Source organism: Comamonas sp. B21-038, from assembly GCF_022387135.1.
GTDB lineage: Bacteria > Pseudomonadota > Gammaproteobacteria > Burkholderiales > Burkholderiaceae_C > Comamonas > Comamonas sediminis.
Genome location: NZ_CP092462.1, coordinates 2,023,118 through 2,044,213 on the forward strand (window position 1 = coordinate 2,023,118; position 21,096 = coordinate 2,044,213).

At 64.4% G+C, this 21,096-nt stretch carries 17 protein-coding genes and 2 pseudogenes; 11 read left to right on the top strand and 8 right to left on the bottom strand.

Annotated elements, in window-relative coordinates:
• The first annotated feature begins 8 nt into the window (after positions 1–8).
• From MJ205_RS09205 to MJ205_RS09215, 3 genes are read left to right on the top strand one after another with little or no spacing between them, the layout of a single operon-like run.
• Positions 9–797, top strand: coding sequence for an ABC transporter ATP-binding protein (locus tag MJ205_RS09205; protein WP_239812176.1), 789 nt, complete (start codon positions 9–11; stop codon positions 795–797).
• Between the two features lie 2 nt (positions 798–799).
• Complete coding sequence (locus MJ205_RS09210) at positions 800–1,642, top strand: ABC transporter permease (RefSeq protein ID WP_239812177.1); 843 nt, start codon at positions 800–802, stop codon at positions 1,640–1,642.
• Between the two features lie 40 nt (positions 1,643–1,682).
• A complete protein-coding gene (locus MJ205_RS09215; RefSeq protein ID WP_239812178.1) occupies positions 1,683–2,348 on the top strand; it encodes a cysteine hydrolase in 666 nt (221 codons plus the stop codon).
• A gap of 55 nt (positions 2,349–2,403) precedes the next feature.
• Here the strand turns inward: MJ205_RS09215 and hrpA are convergent, their stop codons facing one another.
• The 4 genes from hrpA to MJ205_RS09235 form a co-directional block, all read right to left on the bottom strand.
• Positions 2,404–6,474, bottom strand: coding sequence for an ATP-dependent RNA helicase HrpA (gene hrpA / locus MJ205_RS09220; protein ID WP_239812179.1), 4,071 nt, complete (start codon positions 6,472–6,474; stop codon positions 2,404–2,406).
• Positions 6,475–6,554: 80 nt separating this feature from the next.
• On the bottom strand, positions 6,555–7,313 hold the full coding sequence (locus MJ205_RS09225; RefSeq protein WP_239812180.1) for a glycine-rich domain-containing protein: 759 nt from the start codon (positions 7,311–7,313) through the stop codon (positions 6,555–6,557).
• A 48-nt stretch (positions 7,314–7,361) separates the two neighbouring features.
• Entirely contained in the window at positions 7,362–7,967 is a 606-nt protein-coding gene (locus MJ205_RS09230; protein WP_239812181.1) for a flavin reductase family protein, read from the bottom strand.
• Between the two features lie 66 nt (positions 7,968–8,033).
• Positions 8,034–9,029, bottom strand: a complete 996-nt coding sequence (locus tag MJ205_RS09235; protein WP_239812182.1) for a tripartite tricarboxylate transporter substrate binding protein — start codon at positions 9,027–9,029, stop codon at positions 8,034–8,036.
• Between the two features lie 264 nt (positions 9,030–9,293).
• Here MJ205_RS09235 and argA point away from each other — a divergent pair.
• A pseudogene (gene argA / locus MJ205_RS09240) lies at positions 9,294–10,641 on the top strand (amino-acid N-acetyltransferase).
• Positions 10,642–10,724: 83 nt separating this feature from the next.
• On the opposite strand, the gene bla reads toward argA, so the two are convergent.
• A complete protein-coding gene (gene bla, locus MJ205_RS09245; RefSeq protein ID WP_239812183.1) occupies positions 10,725–11,573 on the bottom strand; it encodes a class A beta-lactamase in 849 nt (282 codons plus the stop codon).
• 157 nt (positions 11,574–11,730) lie between these two features.
• On the opposite strand from bla, the gene MJ205_RS09250 reads away from it, so the two are divergent.
• The 7 genes and pseudogenes from MJ205_RS09250 (at position 11,731) to MJ205_RS09280 (ending at position 18,146) form a co-directional block, all read left to right on the top strand.
• Positions 11,731–12,606 (top strand): LysR family transcriptional regulator, encoded by an 876-nt coding sequence (locus MJ205_RS09250; RefSeq protein WP_239812184.1) that lies wholly within the window; start codon positions 11,731–11,733, stop codon positions 12,604–12,606.
• Positions 12,607–12,768: 162 nt separating this feature from the next.
• On the top strand, positions 12,769–13,299 hold the full coding sequence (locus MJ205_RS09255) for a DUF3617 domain-containing protein (RefSeq protein WP_239812185.1): 531 nt from the start codon (positions 12,769–12,771) through the stop codon (positions 13,297–13,299).
• Between the two features lie 284 nt (positions 13,300–13,583).
• Positions 13,584–14,240, top strand: a pseudogene (gene trhO, locus MJ205_RS09260) (oxygen-dependent tRNA uridine(34) hydroxylase TrhO); the annotation flags it as partial.
• A gap of 300 nt (positions 14,241–14,540) precedes the next feature.
• Positions 14,541–15,209: a glutathione S-transferase gene (locus MJ205_RS09265; protein WP_239812702.1), complete on the top strand. Its 669-nt coding sequence runs from the start codon at positions 14,541–14,543 to the stop codon at positions 15,207–15,209.
• Positions 15,210–15,322: 113 nt separating this feature from the next.
• The gene (locus tag MJ205_RS09270; RefSeq protein ID WP_239812186.1) at positions 15,323–16,402 is read left to right on the top strand and encodes an acyltransferase family protein; all 1,080 of its coding nucleotides are present in this window, start codon (positions 15,323–15,325) and stop codon (positions 16,400–16,402) included.
• Positions 16,399–16,923 (top strand): dihydrofolate reductase, encoded by a 525-nt coding sequence (locus MJ205_RS09275; protein WP_239812187.1) that lies wholly within the window; start codon positions 16,399–16,401, stop codon positions 16,921–16,923. Before MJ205_RS09270 ends, MJ205_RS09275 begins: the two co-directional genes overlap by 4 nt.
• 137 nt (positions 16,924–17,060) lie before the next feature.
• Positions 17,061–18,146: a metallophosphoesterase gene (locus MJ205_RS09280; RefSeq protein ID WP_239812188.1), complete on the top strand. Its 1,086-nt coding sequence runs from the start codon at positions 17,061–17,063 to the stop codon at positions 18,144–18,146.
• 90 nt (positions 18,147–18,236) lie between these two features.
• Here the strand turns inward: MJ205_RS09280 and MJ205_RS09285 are convergent, their stop codons facing one another.
• From MJ205_RS09285 to MJ205_RS09295, 3 genes are all read right to left on the bottom strand, one after another.
• On the bottom strand, positions 18,237–18,644 hold the full coding sequence (locus tag MJ205_RS09285) for a GlcG/HbpS family heme-binding protein (RefSeq protein WP_239812189.1): 408 nt from the start codon (positions 18,642–18,644) through the stop codon (positions 18,237–18,239).
• A gap of 127 nt (positions 18,645–18,771) precedes the next feature.
• Positions 18,772–20,313 (bottom strand): 23S rRNA (uracil(1939)-C(5))-methyltransferase RlmD, encoded by a 1,542-nt coding sequence (gene rlmD / locus MJ205_RS09290; protein ID WP_256460972.1) that lies wholly within the window; start codon positions 20,311–20,313, stop codon positions 18,772–18,774.
• Between the two features lie 133 nt (positions 20,314–20,446).
• On the bottom strand, positions 20,447–20,776 hold the full coding sequence (locus MJ205_RS09295) for a hypothetical protein (protein WP_239812190.1): 330 nt from the start codon (positions 20,774–20,776) through the stop codon (positions 20,447–20,449).
• Between the last annotated feature and the right edge of the window lie 320 nt (positions 20,777–21,096).

A 21,096-nucleotide genomic window follows, 5' to 3' on the forward strand; every position in this document is an offset into this window, starting at 1 on the left:
GAATTGCGATGAACCACCCCTACCGTATCCATGTCGACAACGTCTCGTTGCGCTACTTCACGCCCCAGGGCGAAACCCAAGCACTGCAGAACATCAACCTCTCTGTCAAGGCCGGGGAATTTATCAGCCTGATCGGCCAGTCCGGCTGCGGCAAGAGCACCTTGCTGTCGATCCTGGCGGGCATCCTGCCGCCGTCCAGCGGCTCGGTGCTGGTGGACGGTCAGACCATCATCGGCCCCAACCCGCGCATCGGCTACATGCTGCAGCAGGACTACCTGTTCGAATGGCGCACCATTTTGGAGAACACCTTGCTGGGCGCCCAGATCCAGAACAAGGACCTGGCCGCCGCCGAAAAGCGCGCCACGCAACTGCTGCACAAATGCGGCATGGGCGACTACCTGCACCACTACCCGCGCCAGCTCTCGGGCGGCATGCGCCAGCGGGTGGCGCTGGCCCGCACCCTGGTCACCAACCCGGATGTGGTGCTGCTCGACGAACCGTTCTCCGCGCTCGACTCGCAAACCCGATTGTCGATTGCCGATGAGGTGGTCGATGTGCTGCGCGACGAAGGCAAGTCGGTGATCCTGGTGACACACGACATTGGCGAGGCCATTGCGATGACCGACCGTGTCATCGTGCTCTCGCGCCGGCCCGGGCGCATCAAATCGGTACACCACATGGATTTCCCCTCGCAGGCAGGCAAACGGCCCACGCCCTTCGAGGCCCGGGGCTGCCCGGAATTCAACGACTACTTCAATGTACTGTGGGACGAGATCGACGCCCACGTGGAAGGATAAGCATGAGCACCGTCATGAACACCACCAACACGGCTGCCCCGGCCCAGGCCGACACCCGCAGCCCCGAATACCGCCAGTGGCTGGCCCAGATCCAGCGCCGCAAGCGCCTGGTGGCGCTGAGCCGCGCCGGCCTGTTGCTGGCATTCCTGCTGATTTGGGAGGTACTGGCGCGCAGCCACATCCTCAACCCCATGCTCACCAGCTACCCGTCTGCGGTACTGCCCACCCTGGTCGATCTGGCCCGCAGCGGCGACCTGCTGGGCCACACCTGGGTCACTTTCAAGGCCACGGTGATCGGCTTCGCAATCAGCATGCTGCTGGGCATCGGCATGGCCGCCCTGCTGTGGTGGAGCAGCTTTGTCAAAAAGGTACTGGATCCTTTCCTGGTGATTGCCAACGCCATGCCCAAGATTGCCTTTGTCCCGATCTTCTACATCTGGCTGGGCTCGGAATATTCGGTCTACGGCATGGCCGTTGCGATCTCGCTGTTCATCACCATCATGGTGGTCTATGAAGGCTTTCAGGCCATCGATCCCAACAAGATCAAACTGGCCACCACGTTGGGCGCGAGCAAGTTCCAGGTGATGAAGTACGTGGTCTTCCCGGGCAGCGTGCCAGCGGTGATCGCCGCGATCAAGATGAACATCGGCCTGTCGCTGATCGGCGTCATCGTCGGCGAGTTCCAGTCCTCCAGCGCCGGGCTGGGCTTTCTGATCGTCAATGGCAGCCAGGTGTTCAAGCTCAATGTGGTGATGGCCTCGATCGTCGTGCTGGCGCTGCTGTCAGCGGTGATGTACATGGCGGTCACCCGGCTGGAGAAAAGCGTGCAGCACCGCTACGCCTGAGCGCTGATCATGATCCCCCATTTCAAGAAACGACAACCCCATGCAGTTTGAACCCTGGATTGAAGAACGCGTGCTGGCCCGCCAGGGGGTGCTCCACCCCTATGACCAGTTCGATGCCGCGACCACGGCCTTTGTCATCGTGGATCTGCAGAACTACTACACCCAGCCCGGTTTTCAGGGCGAATGCGCACCGGCCCGCGCCATCTTTGGCCAGGTCAACAAGCTGGCTGCGGCGCTGCGCGCCAAGGGCGGCACCGTGGTGTGGATCAAGACCAGTGCCGACGGCGCCGACCAGTTCTGGTCCCACCACCACCGTCATATGCTGACGCCCGAGCGCAGCGCACGCCGGCTGCGGGAGTTGGGCAGTGGCCACGCCGGCTTTGCGATGCCGCCAGCGCTGGAGGTAATGCCGGGCGATCTCACCGTCGTCAAGCGCTGCTACAGCGCCCTCGCCCCCGGCGCCTCGGACCTGGACGCCGTCCTCAAGGCACGGGGCGTGCGCACGGTGCTGATCGGCGGCACCGTCACCAATGTCTGCTGCGAATCGACTGCGCGCGACGCGATGATGCTGGACTACGCCACCGTGATGGTCGACGACGCGCTGGCCGCTGTGACGCCCCATGAGCATGTCAACAGCTTGAACAACTGGATGCTGTTCTTTGGCGATGTGCTGACGGTGGACGAGGTCGCCGAGCGCCTGGCTTGACCCCCAAAAACCCGGCCATGGTGCGCCACGCAGCATGGCCGGTGTCGCTGCATCCCTACTGCTGCAGCTGCTGCCAGACCTTGTCCAGCCGCTTGCTGCTGACCGGGTACGGCGTGCGCAGCTCCTGGGCAAAAAAGCTCACCCGCAGCTCCTCGAGCATCCAGCGGTACTCCTGCATGCGCGCATCCACCTGGCCCTTGCGCTCTGCTACCAGGCGCCAGTAGCGCTGCTCCAGCGGCTGTAGTTCCTTGAGCTTGGCGGCATCACGTGCCGGGTCGGCCCGGTACTTGTCCAGGCGCGCGGTGATTGCCTTGAGGTAGCGGGCATAGTGGCCCAGCTGGGCCCAGGGCGCGATCGCGATGAAGTTCTTGGGCACCAGCTTTTGCAGCTGCTGCTGGGCGTCTGCGGTGGCTTCGGGGGCGTTCTTGGTGTCCTTGATCTTGCGCACGGCAGCCATGTATTCCTGCAGCACGCCGGCGGCCATGCGCGCTACCTCGTTGGCGATCAGGGTCAGGCGCCCGCGCCCCTCCTGCACCCGCTGCTTAAACTGCTCGGCATCGGCGGGCAGCGGCTCTTGCAGAAAGGCGCGGTCAATCGCCACATTGATGATCTGCTCGCGCAGCTCTTCCTGCGTGCCCAGCGGCATATAGCCCACCGCCATCTTCTGCAGATCGGGGATGTTCTTCTCCAGGTACTTGAGCGCATCGCGGATCTGCAGTGCAAACAGGCGGCGCAGGCCCAGCGCATGGCGGCTGGCCGCCACCTCGGGCTCGTCGAACACCTCGATGCCGACACCGGAGCCGTGGTCGATCAGCGCGGGAAAGCCAATCAGCGTCTGGTTGCCCTTCTTGATCTCCATCAGCTCGGGCAAGGCGCCAAAGCTCCAATCGGTCCAGAGCTTGTCGGCCGCATGCACGGGCCCCGACGGCTTGGCCTGGGCTGCACCGCTGCTGGGCGCCGGGGCCGCCTTGCCCGCCTGCTTGGCAGCGGCGGCGGGGGCTTGCGCCGGTGCAGCGGCGGCCGTGCCTTCGGCCTGTGGCGCGATCTTGAGCTCGGCCAAGGCCTGGAAGGCGCCGCGCGCCTTGGCGCCCCACTGGGCCTTCAAGGCACCCAGGTTGCGGCCCTGGCCCAGCTGGCGGCCATGCTCGTCGCTGATGCGGAAGTTCATGAACAGGTGGGGGCTGAGCATGTCCAGCTTGAAATCAGCGCGCTTGATGTCCAGCGAGGTCTCGTCGCGTGCTTGCTTGAGCAGCACCTCGACCAGGCTGCCGGCACCAAAGCGCTCTGCGCTGCCCAGCAACTCGGCCAGGCGCTGGGCGTTTTCAGCCAACGGCACAAAGCGGCTGCGAGGGCGCTGGGGCAGGCTTTTGAGCAGGGCCTGGATCTTGTCCTTGAGCATGCCCGGCACCAGCCATTCGGCACGCTCCTCGCTGACCTGGTTGAGCACGAACAGCGGCACCGTGACGGTCACGCCATCGCGCGGGTCACCGGGCTGGTGCAGGTAGCTGGCCGTGCAATCGACCCCGCCCATCCTGATGGTCTTGGGGAAGGCGGCGGTCGTGATGCCGGCGGCCTCATGGCGCATCAGCTCTTCGCGCGACAGGCGCAGCAGATCGGGGTTGCGCGCGCTCTCGTCCTTGACCCAGCGCTCCAGCGCCCGGCCGGTGCAGATGTCTTGCGGAATCTGCTGGTCGTAGAACGCATAGATGAGTGCATCGTCGACCAACACGTCCTGGCGGCGGCTCTTGTGCTCCAGCTCCTCGACCTTGGCAATCAGCTTCTGGTTGGCCTGCAAAAATGGCAGGCGTGTCTCCCAGTCGCCCTCGACCAGCGCCTGGCGGATGAAGATGTCGCGCGCGCCTTGCGGGTCGATCTTGCCGTAGCTGATGCGGCGCTGGCTGTAGACCACCAGGCCATACAAGGTGGCGCGCTCATAGGCAGCCACCTCGCCCTGCTTTTTCTCCCAATGCGGGTCCAGCAACTGCTTGCGCAGCAGGTGCGCGCCTACCTGCTCCAGCCACTGGGGCTCGATGGCAGCAATGCCACGCCCGTAGAGGCGCGAGGTCTCGACCAGCTCGGCCGCCACAATCCAGCGGCCAGGTTTTTTGGACAGATGCGCGCCGGGGTGCGGATGGAAGCGGATGCCACGCGCGCCCAGGTAGCCATCACCCTCCTCGGTCTTGAAGCCGATATTGCCCAGCAGGCCCGAGAGCATGGACAGGTGCACGGCCTCATAGCCGGCAGCCTCCTCGTTCATCGGCCAGCGCTGCTCCTTGACCACCGTGAGCAGCTGCGAATGGATGTCGCGCCACTCGCGCACCCGGCGGATGTTGATGAAGTTCTGGCGCAGCAGCTGCTCCCACTGCCGGTTGCTCAGCTTGTGGCTGGCCTCGTCGGCAACGCTGTCCTGCGGCGTGAAGGCAGCCAGCGGCGCGGCCGACTCCAGCGCTGCGGTCGCACCGGTGCTGCGCTGGGCCACCGGCAAAAAGGCGGCATTGCGCCCCATTGCCTGGCCCTTGGCCGGGGCCGATTGCTGGGCCATGTCCTTGCGGCTCTTGGCCACCACCTTGCCGCCGCGCGCATCCTGCAGCCATTTCCACAGCCGCAGGTAGCCACTGAACTCGCTCTTCTCGTCGTCGAACTTGGCATGCTGCTGGTCGGCCTGCTGCTGGGCTTCCAGCGGGCGGTCGCGCACATCCTGCACACTCAGCGCCGAGGCAATCACCAGCACCTCGGCCAGTGCGCCGCGCTCGCGCGCCTCGACAATCATCCGGGCCACGCGCGGGTCCAGCGGCAGGCGCGACAAGGCCTGGCCCATCGGCAGCAGCTCGCCCTGCTCATCGACCGCACCGAGCTCGGCCAGCAACTGGTAGCCATCGGCAATCGCGCGGCCGGACGGCGCTTCCAGAAACGGGAAGTTCACCACATCGCCCAGGCGCAAGGCCTTCATGCGCAGGATGACGCCGGCCAAGGACGAGCGCAGGATTTCCGGGTCGGTGAAGGGGCTGCGCGACTGGAAATCGGCCTCGTCATAGAGACGAATGCAGATACCGTTGGCCACGCGGCCGCAACGGCCGGCGCGCTGGTTGGCCGCTGCCTGGCTGACCGGCTCGACCAGCAACTGCTCGACCTTGCTGCGGAAGGAATAGCGCTTGACCCGGGCGGTACCGGCATCGATCACATAACGGATGCCGGGCACCGTGAGCGAGGTTTCGGCCACGTTGGTGGCCAGCACGATGCGCCGGCCGGTATGGCCTTCAAAGATACGGTCCTGCTCGGCCTGCGACAGGCGCGAAAACAGCGGCAGCACCTCGGCATTGCGCAGTACCGGCGAATGCTGCAGGTGCTTGCGCAGGTGGTCAGCGGCCTCGCGGATCTCGCGCTCGCCCGGCAGAAAAATCAGAATGTCGCCGCCGGCCCCACCGCTCCACAGCTCGTCGACGCCATCGGCAATCGCATCGTTGAGGTCGTAGTCCTTCGCATCCTCAAAGGGGCGGTAACGCATCTCCACCGGAAAGGTGCGGCCCGAAACCATGATCACCGGCGCCGGGCCCTGGGGGCCGGCAAAGTGCTTGGCAAAGCGGTCGGCATCGATGGTGGCCGAGGTCACCACCACTTTCAGGTCCGGGCGCTTTGGCAGGATCTGGCGCAGATAGCCCAGCAGAAAGTCGATGTTGAGGCTGCGCTCATGGGCCTCGTCAATGATCAAGGTGTCGTAGGCCTTGAGCAGCGGGTCGGTCTGGGTCTCGGCCAGCAAGATACCGTCGGTCATCAGCTTGACCGAGGCGTCCTTGGACAAACGGTCCTGGAAGCGCACCTTGTAGCCCACTACATCGCCCAGCGGGGTCTGCAGCTCTTCGGCAATGCGCTTGGCCACGCTGCTGGCCGCAATACGCCGGGGCTGGGTGTGGCCGATCAGGTGGCCGCGCACCTCCCCCTTGTCATTGGGGGTGGCATTGATCTTGCCTCGGCCCAGGGCCAGCGCAATCTTGGGCAGCTGGGTGGTTTTGCCCGATCCGGTCTCGCCGCAGACGATGATGACCTGGTGGCGGTCCATGGCCTCCATGATTTCATCACGGCGGGCGGAAACTGGCAGGGATTCGGGAAACGTAATCTTGAGCGACATAGGGGCAGCATTATCCCCGCAGCAGGCCTCCACCGGTTGCGAAGCCGCAACAACGCCTTGGCCCGCGCAGGCTTTGCCGCTCAATCGCTGCTGCCGCCCCCGCAGCTGCTACCGCCACAACTGCTGCCACTGCAGCCGGACGAGCCGCCATCGCTGTCTGCACTCGTGCTGCTGGCCATATCGGCGCCATCACCAGCGCTGCTGCTGTCGCCCCGGTGGTGGCTGCTGTCGCTGCCCGATACCGGGCTGGACATGGTGTCGGTGCTGCTGCTGGCCGCAGCGGACGCCTGCGCAAAGGCCGCTGCCCATTGGTCCAGCAGCTCCGGCGGGTAGTGCCAGCCGTCCTCGATGGCCGCAGCCGCATCGAGCGCAAACAGCAGCGGAATGCCGCCCAGCAGCGCACCCACCATATAGCGCCGGGTGTGCATCGCCGCATTCCAGCTTGGCTGCATCTGCGCTGCCCGGTCCTGCGAAGCCCCAGTGCTGGATGCTTGCGCCGGCAGGTGGTGGAGCATATGCCCAAAGGCGCGCTGGCAAAACTGCTGGTAGCTCCGCGTATCCAGAATGAACGCATGCCACAGCGCATCGGCCAGGCGCGAGGGCATCTGCAGCTGCGCGCGCGGCGCCAGCCAGTGCATGATGAAAAACTGGCGCAGCGCCTCTTCGGCCTGCGCCAGGCTCGCATCGTTCAGGTAGGGGTGGTCACGCCAGATCGCCTTGCGGTAGGCGGCGTCCAGCCGGTACTGCTGCAAAAAACGCAGTTGCCGGCGTTTGCGCAGCATGCGCCAGCCCAGCACGGCCAACAGCGCCGCAACGATGGCGGCAAAGATCAGAAACATCAGACCCGCCCAGCGCCGGCTTGGGCGCAGCAGCAGCCAGGAACGCGATCAAACCTTGGGCACCGGTACATCAATGGCCTCCCCGATGGCATAGAAATGGCCGCCCGCGACATAGTGCAGCGTGCGCAGCGCCTGTGGCGCGGTCTCGAAATGCCAGTGGCCGTCCCGGAACACCCGGTCATCTGCCCAGGCGGCGGTGACCTCGCCAATGAACAGGTCATAGCTTTGCTGGTTATGGGGCTCGGGCACCAGCCGGCATTCCAGCCAGGCGGCGCATCCCGCCACCAGCGGGGTCTGCTGGCCTGGCGCATCGAACAGCTGCACACCCAACCGGGCCAGCTTGTCCGGGTGCTGCAGCGCGCTGAGGGTGCCCAGCTCCACCGCCAAGGCGGCGATGGGCACGGTGGGCAGCTGCAGCGCAAAGCGGCCGCTGGCCTCCACCAGCGCGCGGGTGCGGGTGGCCTTGTCCAGCACCACGGTCACCTTGGGCGGTGAGAAATCAAGCGCGCAGGCCCAGGCAGCGGCCATCACATTGCGCTCGACGCCATCGGCGGCCGACACCAGCACCGTGGGCCCGTGGTTGAGCAGGCGGTAGGCCTTCTCCAGTGCGACGGGTTGAAAATGGGGATCGGCACTGCCAGAGATCAGGTCCATAGGTGGGTCTGCAAGTACAAGATCCCTCCATTGTGCATGTCTGCGTCGCGCTGCGCAGGCTGTGGCTCAATCGATGCGGATCTTCGCGGTCTTGACCACCCTTGCCCATTTGTCGATCTCGGACTGCAGGCGCTGCGCCATCTCTTCGGGCGTGCCGGGATCGGCCTCGGCGCCGGCGACATACAGGCGCTGGCGCACCTCCGGGTTCCGCATCACCTGGTTGAAATCGGCATTGACCTTGGCAACCACCTCTTTGGGCGTGCCGGCCGGCGCAAACAGCGCTGCCCAGGAATAGGCCTCGTAGCCGGCCAGGCCCTGCTCGGCAATGGTCGGCACCTCGGGCATCAGCGCCGAGCGCTTGGGGCTGGCAACACCGAGCACCCGCACCTTGCCGCTCTTGATATGGCCAATGGCGGTAGGCGCATCGCTGAACATCATCGCCACCTGGCCACCCAGCACATCGGTCATCGCCGGAGCGCTGCCCTTGTGCGGAATGTGCAGCAGCTGGGTGCCCGCATGCATGTTGAACAGCTCGCCCGCCAAATGGGTGCCGCCGCCATTGCCCGACGACGCAAAGGCCAGGTTGCTTCCGGGCTTTTTGGCCAGTGCGATCAGCTCCTGCACATTCTTGGCCGGCACGCTGGGGTTGACGACCAGAAACACCGGGAACATGGCCGCAAAGCTCACCGGCACAAAGTCCTTCTGGATGTCATAGCCCAGCTTGGCATGCAGCGAAGGGTTGACCGAATGGTGGATCGCACCCACAAACAGGCTGTAGCCGTCGGCGGGCTGGCGGGCTGCGGTCTCCGCACCGATGATGCCGCCGCCACCGGCGCGGTTGTCGATAAAGGTGCCCTGGCCCCACAGCTGGCCCAGCGGCGGTACAAAGGCCCGCGCCGTCGTGTCGACCGGGCCGCCGGGCGGAAACGGAACGATGAATTTGACCTGCTTGTTGGGGTAGTCGGCCGCATGCGCAGCCCCCGCATGCAGCAAAGGCAAGCCGGCGGCCAGGGGCGCTGCGCCCAGGGCCAGCAGCTGGCGGCGGTTGATGGTGGTGGTCATGCTTGTCTCCAGGCTGTTTTTTTGCGAAACCGCCATCATCGGCCCGGCGCGCTGCTTTGCCCACACCCGTGCCGTTTGTGATTGCGAAACCTCCACTTCGCGCCAGCAGAAATGAAACAGACGCCATTGATGGTTTTTTCCCATGGCCACAGGGCCGATTCCGGTGCGAACTGCATGCAGGGGCGCCATGTTTGTATAACAATAGCGGCAGCCGCAAACCGCCGATCTGGCGTGCTTCTAGGAAATACCCCACCCCCACCCCCCATGTCCGCTGTATTCAATTTCACCTTTGTGCCCTGGTTCCGTTCGGTGGCGCCTTATATCCATAAGTTTCGCAACCAGACTTTTGTAGTGGGCGTGACAGGTGAGGCGATTGCAGCGGGCAAGCTGCAATCCATTGCCCAGGATCTGGCCTTGATCCAGGCGCTGGGTGTCAAGATCGTGCTGGTGCATGGTTTCCGGCCCCAGGTGAATGAGCAGCTCGCAGCCAAAGGGCATGCGCCGCGCTATTCGCATGGCATCCGCGTGACCGATTCGGTCGCGCTCGATTGTGCCCAGGAGGCCGCTGGCCAGCTGCGCTTCGAGATTGAAGCGGCCTTCAGCCAGGGTCTGCCCAATACGCCGATGGCGGGCGCCACGGTGCGGGTGATCTCAGGCAACTTTGTCACCGCGCGCCCGGTTGGCATTGTTGATGGCGTGGATTTCATGCACTCGGGCCTGGTGCGCAAGGTGGACGTCGGCGGCATCCACCGCACCCTGGACATGGGTGCGATGGTGCTGGTCTCGCCATTTGGCTTCTCGCCCACCGGCGAAGCCTTCAACCTCAGCATGGAAGAAGTGGCCACGCGCGTGGCGATCGAGCTCAAGGCCGACAAGCTGATGTTCCTGACCGAAGTGGCCGGCATCCGCCTGAACCCGCTGGAAGCCGAAGGGGAAGACAACCCGGTGGACACCGAGCTGCCGCTGGATGCAGCGCAAAAGCTGCTGGCCGAGCTGCCCCCTGCTACCGTGCCGACCGATGTGGGCTTTTACCTGCAGCATTGCGTCAAGGCCTGCAAGGAAGGCGTGGAGCGCAGCCACATTCTGCCGTTTGCGACCGACGGCGCGCTGCTGCTGGAAATCTATGTGCACGATGGCATTGGCACGATGGTGATCGACGAGCGCCTGGAAGAGCTGCGCGAAGCCAAGCCCGATGATGTCGGCGGCATTCTGCAGCTGATCGAGCCCTTCGAGAAGGACGGCACCCTGGTCAAGCGCAGCCGTACCGAGATCGAGCGTGACATCTCTGCCTACACGATCATCGAGCACGATGGCGTGATCTTTGGCTGCGCTGCCCTCTACCCTTACCCGGAAGCGGGCACCGCCGAGATGGCCGCCGTGACGGTATCGCCCCAGAGCCAGGGCACCGGCGATGGCGAAAAAATTGCTCAAGCGCATCGAGCAACGCGCCCGTGCCACGGGCTTGAAGAGCATTTTTGTGCTCACCACCCGGACGATGCACTGGTTTCTCAAGCGCGGCTTCCAGCCGGTGGATCCCGACTGGCTGCCCGAGCAGCGCAAGGCCAAGTACAACTGGAGCCGCAAGAGCCAGGTGCTGGTCAAGTACCTGTGATCGCGCGGGCTTGAAGCGCGCACAGCAAAACTGCCCCTGACCCGGGGCAGTTTTTTTTCGATGCCGGCGCTATCGGTGCCGCCTTAGCCCCAGAGCTTGACCACTTCGGCCGCCACGGCGGCCAGTGCGGCATCGCGGGCCTTGGGCTCGGCCTTGCATTCGGTCAGATAGCTGGTCACCAAGATGGGGGCACCACCGCCTGGCGGCCAGAGCAGGCCCACATCATTGCGCGTGTCTGGACCGGCTCCGGTCTTGTCACCCACCTTCCAACCCTTGGCGCCCGCGCGCAGGCAGTTGTCCCCGGTGGTGTTGGCAAGCAGCCAAGCTACCAGCTTGTCGCGGCTTGCCGGGCTCAGGGCGGTACCCAGGGTCAAGGTCTGCATGCTGGTCAGCATGGCCAGCGGGCTGGTCGTATCACGTACATCGCCAGGCTTGGACTCGCTCATGGCAGGCTCGATGCGATCCAGCCGCGTGACCTGGTCTTTCAAGCTGCGCATGTAGGCGGTAAAGCCTGCGGGGCCGCCGACACGCTCCAGCAGCAGATTGGTAGCACCGTTGTCGCTCACCGTGACGATGGCGTCGCAAAGCGCGTCGACCGTCATCGGCGCCTTGCCAGCAAACTTCTCGATAACCGGCGAATAGCTCACCAGCGCCGACCGGTCAAAGGTGACCTGTGCATCCAGCTTTTCCTGCCCTGCATCCACGCGGGACAGCACCTGGCCCGCCAGCAGCATCTTGAAGGTACTGCACATCGGGAAACGCTCATCCTGGCGCCAGCCCAGTGCCACGCCCGTGCCGGTGTTCAGCACCGACACCCCCAGCCGCCCGCCCACCGAGCGCTCCAGCGCCTCCATCGCGCGTAGAAACGCCCGCTCCGCTGGCGAACGAAGCGCAGGTGTGGCCGCCCAGGCGCGCGACGAGTTCGCTATCATGCTCGCTGCACCCATAGTCAAGAAAAACTTTCTTCTATACACTGATTCACTCCTTAGAATTCATGGTTCATCGATAGATGACACTGAATTTACCGGGTTAGCGACGTTTTTACCAACGATGAAAACCAAGAAAACCCACAAGAAAAACTTATAGCTTATGCACCTGCCTCTGAATGCCCTGCGCGCTTTCGATGCCGCTGCACGCCACCTCAACCTGACGCGGGCGGCGCTGGAGCTGCATGTGACCCAGGCTGCCATCAGCCAGCACATACGACAGTTGGAGGACCAGTTGGGCAAGCCGCTGTTTCGCCGCCTGCCACGCGGCCTGGCACTGACCGATGAGGGCATGGCCCTGGTGCCGGTGGTGGCCCAGGCTTTTGGCAGCCTGTCGCGGGCGCTGGTACAGGTACAGGACCGGAGGCCGCACGAGGTGCTGTCCGTGGGCGTGGTGGGCACGTTTGCCGTGGGCTGGCTGCTGCCCCGGCTGCGGGCCTTTCAGGAAGCCCACGCCTTTGTCGACCTGCGGCTGTTCACCCACAACAACCGGGTGGACCTGGCTGGCGAGGGCTGGGATTGTGCGATCCGCTTTGGCGACGGCGCCTGGCATGGCACAGCGGCCCGGCAACTGCTGCAGGCACCGCTGACGCCGATGTGTGCACCAGCCATTGCCGCGCGGATACAGCAACCGGCCGACCTAGCCCATGAGACCTTGTTGCGCTCCTACCGCGCCGGAGAGTGGGAGCAGTGGTTTGCCCATACCCGGCAGACCTGTCCGACGCTGCGTGGCACGGTCTTCGACTCCTCGTTGACCCTGGCCGAGGCAGCTGCGCAAGGACTGGGCGTCGCTCTGCTGCCGTTGCGGCTGTTTTCCCGCGATCTGCAGGCCGGCCGCCTCGTGGCGCCGCTGGCGCAATGTCTGGATACCGGCAGCTACTGGCTGACCCAGCTGAAGTCGCGCAGCCCCTCGCTGGCCATGCAGACGTTTGAGCGCTGGCTGCTGGAGCAGTGCAGCCCACCAGCCGCTGGCCAGTAGCCGGCCGCGATGGTCTCGGGACCCAGGCCGGGCCGTCTCCTACAAAGGCCCCGGCGCTTGTCAGACAGTGGGTAAACCAGGCCAGGCCTACGATAGGCAGTGACGCGTTCCTGTACAACAAGTCTGCGTCTACGCAGAACCACAACCACCGAGAGGACATCCATGCTTTCCACCCGCTATATCGCCTCCCTGTCCGCTGTTGCTGCCGCCTTGCTGGCTGCAGGTTGCGCCTCTACCGGCGACATCGAAGACCTGCCGCGCCCCAAGTCGGGCCACTGGCAAATCAGCTCCACCGACCAGGATGGCCAGACGGTCCAGTTCCAGGACTGCATGGACAAGGACACTTTCTACAAGACACGTGAGCTGCAAAAGGCCAAGTACGATGTGCAGCAATGCAAGACGAGCAGCCTCCGGGACAGCAATGGCTGGCAGTTCACCTCCAACTGCAAGGTAGGCCAGACGGAGCAGCGCATCGAGAGCAGCCGCAAGATCAGCGGCGATTTCCAGCATAACTTCCATGTGCTGTCGGTCACCAAACAGCAGATGCCCGATGGCAGCACCGTGGAGACCACCCGCAATATCAAGGGCGAATACCTGGGCGCCTGCCCCGCCGGCATCCATCCTGGCGACCGCGTATTCGACGGTGGCGGCAAGATCAACTTCTACGACGTCACGGGCCTGAGCCCCAAGTAAGGTTTGGCACCTGTCCAACAGCCCGGCCATGCCGGGCTTTTTTTACGTCTGTACGCCGGGCCATTTTGCTGATCCAGATCTAGAAATGGGTGATTCAGATACAGTACGATGTTCAGCCGTTGGACTGCGGCCCGCCCTGTGCTGCCCGCGCTGGCGCTGCCCGCCAGCCCCATGCAGCCGTCCCGAGATGGCATTCCAGGGCCCTCCTCGCGTCCACCCGGCTTTTCCTCTGCCATACCCGACAGATGCTGCCCACCGGCAGGCATCTATCGTAGATTTTCTCCATGTCCCAGCAATACCTTACCGCCGCGCTTTACCAGTTCATCGACCTGCCGGAGTTTGCCCAGTGGCAGCAACCTTTGCAGGCGCTGTGTGACCAGCACCAGGTCAAGGGCTTGCTGCTGCTCGCCCATGAAGGTATTAACGGCACGATCGCCGGCCTGCCCGGCGATGTCCATGCGGTGCTGGACTGGCTCAAGCGCGACCCGCGCCTGGCCCATCTGGTGCACAAGGAAGCCTTTGCCGACAGCAACCCTTTCTACCGCATGCGGGTGCGGCTCAAGCAGGAGATCGTCACGCTGGGCGTGCCCGAGCTGAACCCGGCGCTCAACGCCGGCCAGTATGTGAAGCCTGAGGACTGGAATGCGCTGATCAGCCAGCCCGATGTGGTGCTGGTCGACACCCGCAATGACTACGAAGTGGGCATTGGCAGCTTTGAGGGCGCGATCAATCCACGCACCAAGAGCTTCACCGAGTTTCCGCAATGGGTGGCCGAGCAGTCCCAACCGGGTGGCGCGCTGCACGGCAAGCAAAAGGTGGCGATGTTCTGCACCGGTGGCATCCGCTGTGAAAAATCCACCGCCTATATGAAGACCCAGGGCTTTGACGAGGTCTACCATCTTGAAGGCGGCATTCTCAAATACCTGGAGACGGTGGACGCTGACGCATCGATGTGGTGGGGCGACTGCTTTGTGTTTGACGAGCGCGTGTCGGTCGGCCATGGCCTGGTGCGCGGTCCGCACCAGCTCTGCCGCAGCTGCCGCATGCCGCTGGGGGCGGACGAACTGGCCCATGCCCACTATGTGCGCGGCGTCAGTTGCCCCTACTGCCACGGCAGCCGCACGCCGGAGCAACTCGCTTCGCTGGCTGAGCGCCAGCGGCAGATGGATTTGGCGCATGAGCGCGGTGACACCCACCTGGGCCACACCCAGACCAGCTCGCAGCAGTCGCGCCAGCAAAAAATGGCAGCACAGCAAGAGGCCTTGCAGGGCCTGCCGGTGCTGTACTCCTTCCGCCGTTGCCCGTACGCGATGCGGGCGCGCCTGGCGCTTGCCTACGCCGGCGTGGCCTGCCAGCTGCGCGAAGTGGTGCTCAAGGACAAGCCCCAGGCGCTGCTGGATGCATCGCCCAAGGCGACCGTGCCGGTGCTGGTGCTGGCGGATGGCACCGTGCTGGAAGAGAGCCTGGAGATCATGCTCTGGGCGCTGCGCCAGAATGACCCCGACCAGTGGCTGAGCCCTACCGACGGCAGCCTCGACGAGATGCTCGCGCTCATCGCCCGCCACGACAGCGTATTCAAGCCCGCGCTGGACCGCTGCAAATACCCCAGCCGCTACCCGCAAGCAGATGCGGCGGCCGCAGCGGCCACTGCCCATGCGTTTCTGGACGCCCTGAACCAGCAGCTGACTGCCACCGGCTACCTGTTTGGCCGCGACCCGAGCCTGGCCGACATGGCCATCCGCCCCTTTGTGCGCCAGTTCGCCGGTATCGACGAAGCCGCATGGCAGAATCACCCCTGGCCCCATCTCCAAGCCTGGTTGCTGCGTCTGACCGACTCGGCACTTTTTGAGCAGGTGATGGAAAAATACCCTGCCTGGCACCCGGACGAAGCGGGCGTGCTGTTCCGCTGAGCGGGCGCCGCCCCCTCCCGGCACGCGAGTGACAGGCACTGCCCGCGGATGCGCAGCCCTGCGCCCGCTGCAGCGCTTGCCCGGCACCGACCGCCTGCGCCCACGACCGTGCCATGATCCAGTCCATCCAGATCCTGCGTTTTGCCGCCGCCCTGTGGGTGGCGCTCTACCACGCGCGGAACTACCGTTTCTTCCCCGAACTCCCCCCCTGGCTGCGCGCCATCGCCGACGGGGGCTTTGTCGGTGTCGACATCTTCTTTGTGGTCAGTGGCGTCATCATGGCGCTGGCCACTACCCACACCGCCACCGGCCTGCGGCCCTCGGCCCAGTTTGTCGCCACCCGCTTTGCCCGCATCTACACGGGCTGGTGGCCCACGATGCTGCTTTATGCAGCCGGTTTGCAGGCGCTGGGCACCATGCCGCCCGATGTGCATCTGCTGTCGTCCGCGCTGCTCTACCCGGCCAATTTCAGCCTCCATATCAATGCGGTGATCTGGACCTTGGTCTACGAGCTGTATTTCTACCTGCTCATCGGCGCCAGCCTGCTGCTGGCCAAGCCCTGGCGCGACCGCGCGCTGGCGCTCTGGGCGCTGGTCATCGCCGTGCTGGTGCTGTATTACGCCGCAACAGGCCGCTACCGCCCGGACATGTTCTCGCAAGCGACGCCGCTGGTCTGGTTCTATGCCGCGCCGCTGGTGCTCGAGTTCTTTGCCGGGTACTTCTTGTACCGCTGGCTGCAGCGCAGGCCCCAGCAACACTGGTGGGCCTGGCTGCTGGCCAGCGCCCTGCTCTGCGCGGCTGCCGTTTACTACAGCGTCACCGCCACGTTGTATGCGCCGGGCATCGTCGGCTTTTTCCACTGGCCGGAGCGTGCCCTGCTGGTGGGGGCTGCCGCCACCGCCCTGGTCGGTGCCGCCTTGCTGTTGCCAGCGCCCCGGCATGCGGCATGGCGCTTGCTCGCCAAGCTGGGCGACTACGCCTTTGCCATCTATTTGCTGCATCTGCTGGTGTTCCAGCTCGCGCAGCACTCCATCACCTCGATGGCGCTGGAAATACCGCACCGCGCCTTCAGCCTGCTGCTGGTGCTGGCGGCGCTGGTCGCGCTTTCTGCGCTGTACTACCACGCCATCGAACACCCCATCTACCAAGCCTGCCGCCGCGCCATTGCGCGCTGGGCGGCTCCCAAGCCATGACCCAAGCCCGTATCCATCTGATCTATGCCCGCGCCCGCAATGGCGTGATCGGCCGCGACAACCAACTGCCCTGGCACCTGCCCGAGGACATGGCTTTTTTCAAGCAAAAGACAGCCGGGGGCACCGTCGTCATGGGCCGCAAGACCTGGGATTCGCTGCCGCCGCGCTTTCGCCCGCTGCCGGGCCGCGAGAATGTAGTCGTCACCCGCCAGAGCGGCTGGCAGCCCAGCCCTGCTAGCGAAAGGGTGCATGTCGCTGCTGACCTGCCGCAGGCGCTGGCCACCGCCCAGGGGCTGGGCCAACCGGTCTGGGTGATTGGCGGCGCGCAGATCTATGCCCAGTCGCTCGCGCTGGCAGACGAGGTCTGGGTGACCGAGATCGACCAGGATTTTGACGGCGACGCCCATGCACCCGGGCTGGATGACCAGTGGCACGAGGTCTCGCGCGAAGCCCAGACCAGCAGCAATGGTCTGCCGTTTGCGTTTGTCTGCTACCAGCGTAGGCAGGCCCCAAAGTCCTGAGTAGGACAGGCCGAGGTCCCAGGGCACCACGCTGGTGCAGCGCAGCAAATTGATGCAAAATGGATTTCATCAAATAGCAATCTGCGGCGTGCCGGACCAAGCGCTGGGGCGACGCAACAAGACGGAACACTGTGACGATGAGCCTGGTACAAGCTTTGCCCGCCGGCCCGTTGGATGTGATCGGCGATGTGCACGGCGAGCGCCTGGCATTGGAAGCGCTGGTCCGGCATCTGGGCTATGACGACAATGGCATCCATCCGGCCGGCCGTACGCTGGTCTTCGTCGGCGATTTCTGTGACAGAGGCCCCGACAGCCCTGGCGTGCTGGCCCTCGTGCGCCGCTGGGTGGAAGCCGGCAATGCCTGCGCCGTGCTCGGCAACCACGAGATCAACCTGCTGCGCGAAGACGCCAAGGACGGCTCGGGCTGGTACTTTGACGAGCGCATCGAGGCCGACAACCTCAAATATGCACCTTATGCGCGTGCGGACAGGGCCTTTGACGACGAAATGCTGCCGTTTTTGCGCCAGTTGCCGCTCGCGCTGGAGCGCGCAGACCTGCGCATCGTTCATGCCGCATGGATCGGCGACAAGATCGACCAGGCCCGGGCACTGCCGCTTGGGCGGGTGGCGCAAGACTATGACCGGCTGGAGCAAGAGGCCTATCTGCACGCAAAAACGCTGGGCATCCCCGCCCAGTTGAAGGCCGAAAACCAGGCCTGGCCCTACCACCTCGAAGATGGCGCCCATTGCCCGCCCTTCATGCCGGCGCATGCCGACAGCGAGTTGAACAAATCCCAGTACAACCCCCTCAAGGTGCTGAGTTGCGGGGTGGAGCGCAGAGGCAGCGAACCCTTTTTTGCGGGCGGCAAATGGCGTTTTGTCGAGCGGGTGGCCTGGTGGGATGCCTATACGGACAGCACACCTGTCGTCGTCGGCCATTACTGGCGCCGCATCCATGAGCTCGACCGCTCGGTGCTGGGCAAGGGGGACCAGGACCTGTTCGCCGATATCGACCCCCACGCCTGGCACGGGCTGCGCGGCAATGTTTTTTGCGTGGACTTTTCCGTGGGCGCGCGCTGGACGGCCCGGCTCGCCGGCCAGCCGCCGGAGCAGGACTTCAAGCTCGCGGCGCTGCGCTGGCCGGAGCGGGTGCTGGTGCTCGATGACGGCAGTGCAGAGCCCACCACCGGCTTTATGCAGGCGGCCGTGCCAGCGCTGGTGTGACGCCCGGGTCAGCCCCTGATGCATGGAAAAAGCGGCCAGTGGCCGCTTCGTCGTTGATGGGCTCGCTGCCCTGTTTGGAGTGCTAGTGCCTTACAGGCCCAGGACTGCAATGCCCGCCTTGGCGATCTGCGCATCTTCCGGTGCCTTGACACCGCTGACGCCCACAGCGCCCACACATTCGCCGTCCTTCATGATCGGCACGCCGCCTTCGAGCATGCCATCGATCAGCGGAGCGCTCAGGAAAGCGGTGCGGCCACCGTTGATCATGTCTTCAAAACCCTTGCTCTCGCGGCGGCCCAGTGCCGAGGTGCGGGCCTTGGCCACGCAGATGTGGGCCGACACGGGGGCTGCGCCGTCGCGGCGGATCATACCCAGCAGGTTGCCGCCGTCATCCACCACGGCAATGCTCACAATCCACTGGTTCTTGACCGCTTCGGCCTCGGCCGCATTCAACACCGCCTTGACATCGGCCAACTCCAGCACTGCTTTGGTTTTCATGGTGACTCCTTGGAAAAGATGGGGGAAACCCGGTTGTTCAGCATGCCAGCATAACGGCATTACAGCGCGCTAATTGATCAGCGGCATCACAGCATTTGTGCCTAAAACGTCGGTAATCCCCATCGGTTTAGGCGGCTGCACCTTCCGCAGCAGCGGAGGCCTCTGCATCGGCCATCTCGGTCTCGGTCTTGACCGACGGCGCATGGCCATCCCACTCAAACACCGCCATGCTCTCGACGTGGGCCGTATGCGGGAACATGTTGACCACACCGGCAGCCACGCAGCGGTAGCCGGCCTGGTGCACCAGCAGACCGGCATCGCGTGCCAGGGTCGCCGGGTTGCAGCTCACATACACAATGCGCTTGGGCGGTGTCCAGTCCTTGGCGCTGTCGGGCAGCGGCGCCGTGTCGGGCACCTGGTGGCGGGCCTTGTGGATATCAGCCAGCGCCTTGGACAGTGCGAATGCGCCTTCACGCGGAGGATCGACCAGCCATTTGTCAGCCTGGCCATCGGCGATCAGCATCTCCGGCGTCATCTCGAACAGGTTGCGAGCCACAAAGCGCGTGGGCGCCAGCGCATTGCTGGCGGGGCGGCTGGCATTGTTGGCGGCATAGTTCTCGTGCGAGCGCTGCACCAGGGTCTCCGAGCCTTCGATGCCCAGCACCTCACCGGCCATCGTGCCGATGGGCAGGGTGAAGTTGCCCAGACCGCAGAACCAGTCGACCACGCGCTCGGTCTTCTTCGCATCCAGCAGGCGCAGCGAGCGCGTCACCAGCACCTGGTTGATATGGGGGTTGACCTGGGTGAAGTCGGTGGGCTTGAACGGCATCGTGATGCCGAAATCGGGCAGTGCATAGGACAGCTGCTCGCCGATGCCGTCCATCAGGTGCACGGTGTCCGGCCCCTTGGGCTGCAGCCACCATTGCACGTTATGGGCTGCGGCAAAATCGCGCAGGCGCTGCATGTCGGCGTCGCTCAGCGGCTCCAGATGGCGCAGCACCAACGCGGTGACATGGTCGCCGCAGGCGACTTCGATCTGCGGGCAGGTCTCGCGGGCATCGAGGCTGCCGATCAGCGCGCGCATCGGCATCAGCAAGGCATCGACATGCGGCGGCAGGATCTTGCAGGTTTCCATGTCGGCGATGTAGCGGCTCTTGCGCTCATGGAAACCCACCAGCACCTTGCCCTTCTTGGCGACATAGCGCACCGACAGGCGCGAGCGGAAGCGGTAACCCCAGCTGGGGCCTTCAATGGGGCGCATCACCGTCTCGGGCACCACCTTGCCCAGGTGCCAGAGGTTGTCCTCCAGCACGCGCTGCTTGGTCGCAATCTGGGCGCCGACGTGCAGATGCTGCATCTTGCAGCCACCGCAGGCACCGGCATGCAAGCCAAAGTTGGGGCAGCCGGGCCGCACACGCTGCGACGACTCGCGGTGGATCTGCAGCAGATCGGCCTGCTCCCAGTTGTTTTTCTTGCGCCGGGTCTTGGCGCTCACCCATTCGGTGGGCAAGGCACCGTCAACAAAGACGACCTTGCCGTCGGCACGGCGCGCGACACCCTGGGCGTCCATGTCCATGGACACGATCTTCAAGGCATCTGCGGGGAATTGGGCTGCCTCGGCGGCATCGGGGGATTCGGAAATGGTCTGTGGGGTCTGCGCTTCGCTCATCCCGGTATTTTCGCAGGCTGGACAATGGCCTGCGGCCAACCTCTGGCAATTTGGCGTGGGCGAACGCAAAAAGGCAGCCTCTCGGCTGCCCTGCTCGGTATCCAAGGCAACGGCGTGGTGCCAGGCCGCCGATTTACTGCGCAGTGATCATGCTGCCCATGTTCAGTTGGTCAGTCACCATGTTGGCACTGCTCGATGTGCGCTTCTTGGCGCCCGGCAGCGCATGCACTTCGGTGACGCAGACGCTGTTGTTGGGCGTGAAGACCACGCGGCTGCCGCTGGGCAGCTCGCCTGCAGTCTGGTGCAGCGGCTTGGACATGTCGACCGGTGGTTCCGCACTGCGGTAAATCACTTCGTTCTTGCTGTCATAGACCGTGTAGCAGGTCGCCTGCGCCCAGGCCGAGGCGGTGAGCGCCAGCATCGCAAGTGCTGTGGATTTGAAGCTGTAACTGGAACCAGGCATGGTAGGACTCCCGCAATATTTTTTATCGATCCGGTGAAGTTACCAAATTTTCCCAAACGGCGCATCCCCATTTGCCGGGGAAAGGTCAAGAAAAATCAACCAAAAACAAAAACTTACACAAAACGAGCGCCTGTCGCAGTTCTATTCAGATTTAGTATTGATAATTATTCTCATTCAATGCTAAGATTCGCCCATCGCCGCTGTCAGGGGCTGGGTGCATGCAGACATGCCTCCGGCCCTCGCAACGGTGATGGTTTCATCGTGGGGCGACTCTTGGGGCCCGTTCAGCCCCAGGGTCGTTTTGGCCAGCCAACGATTTT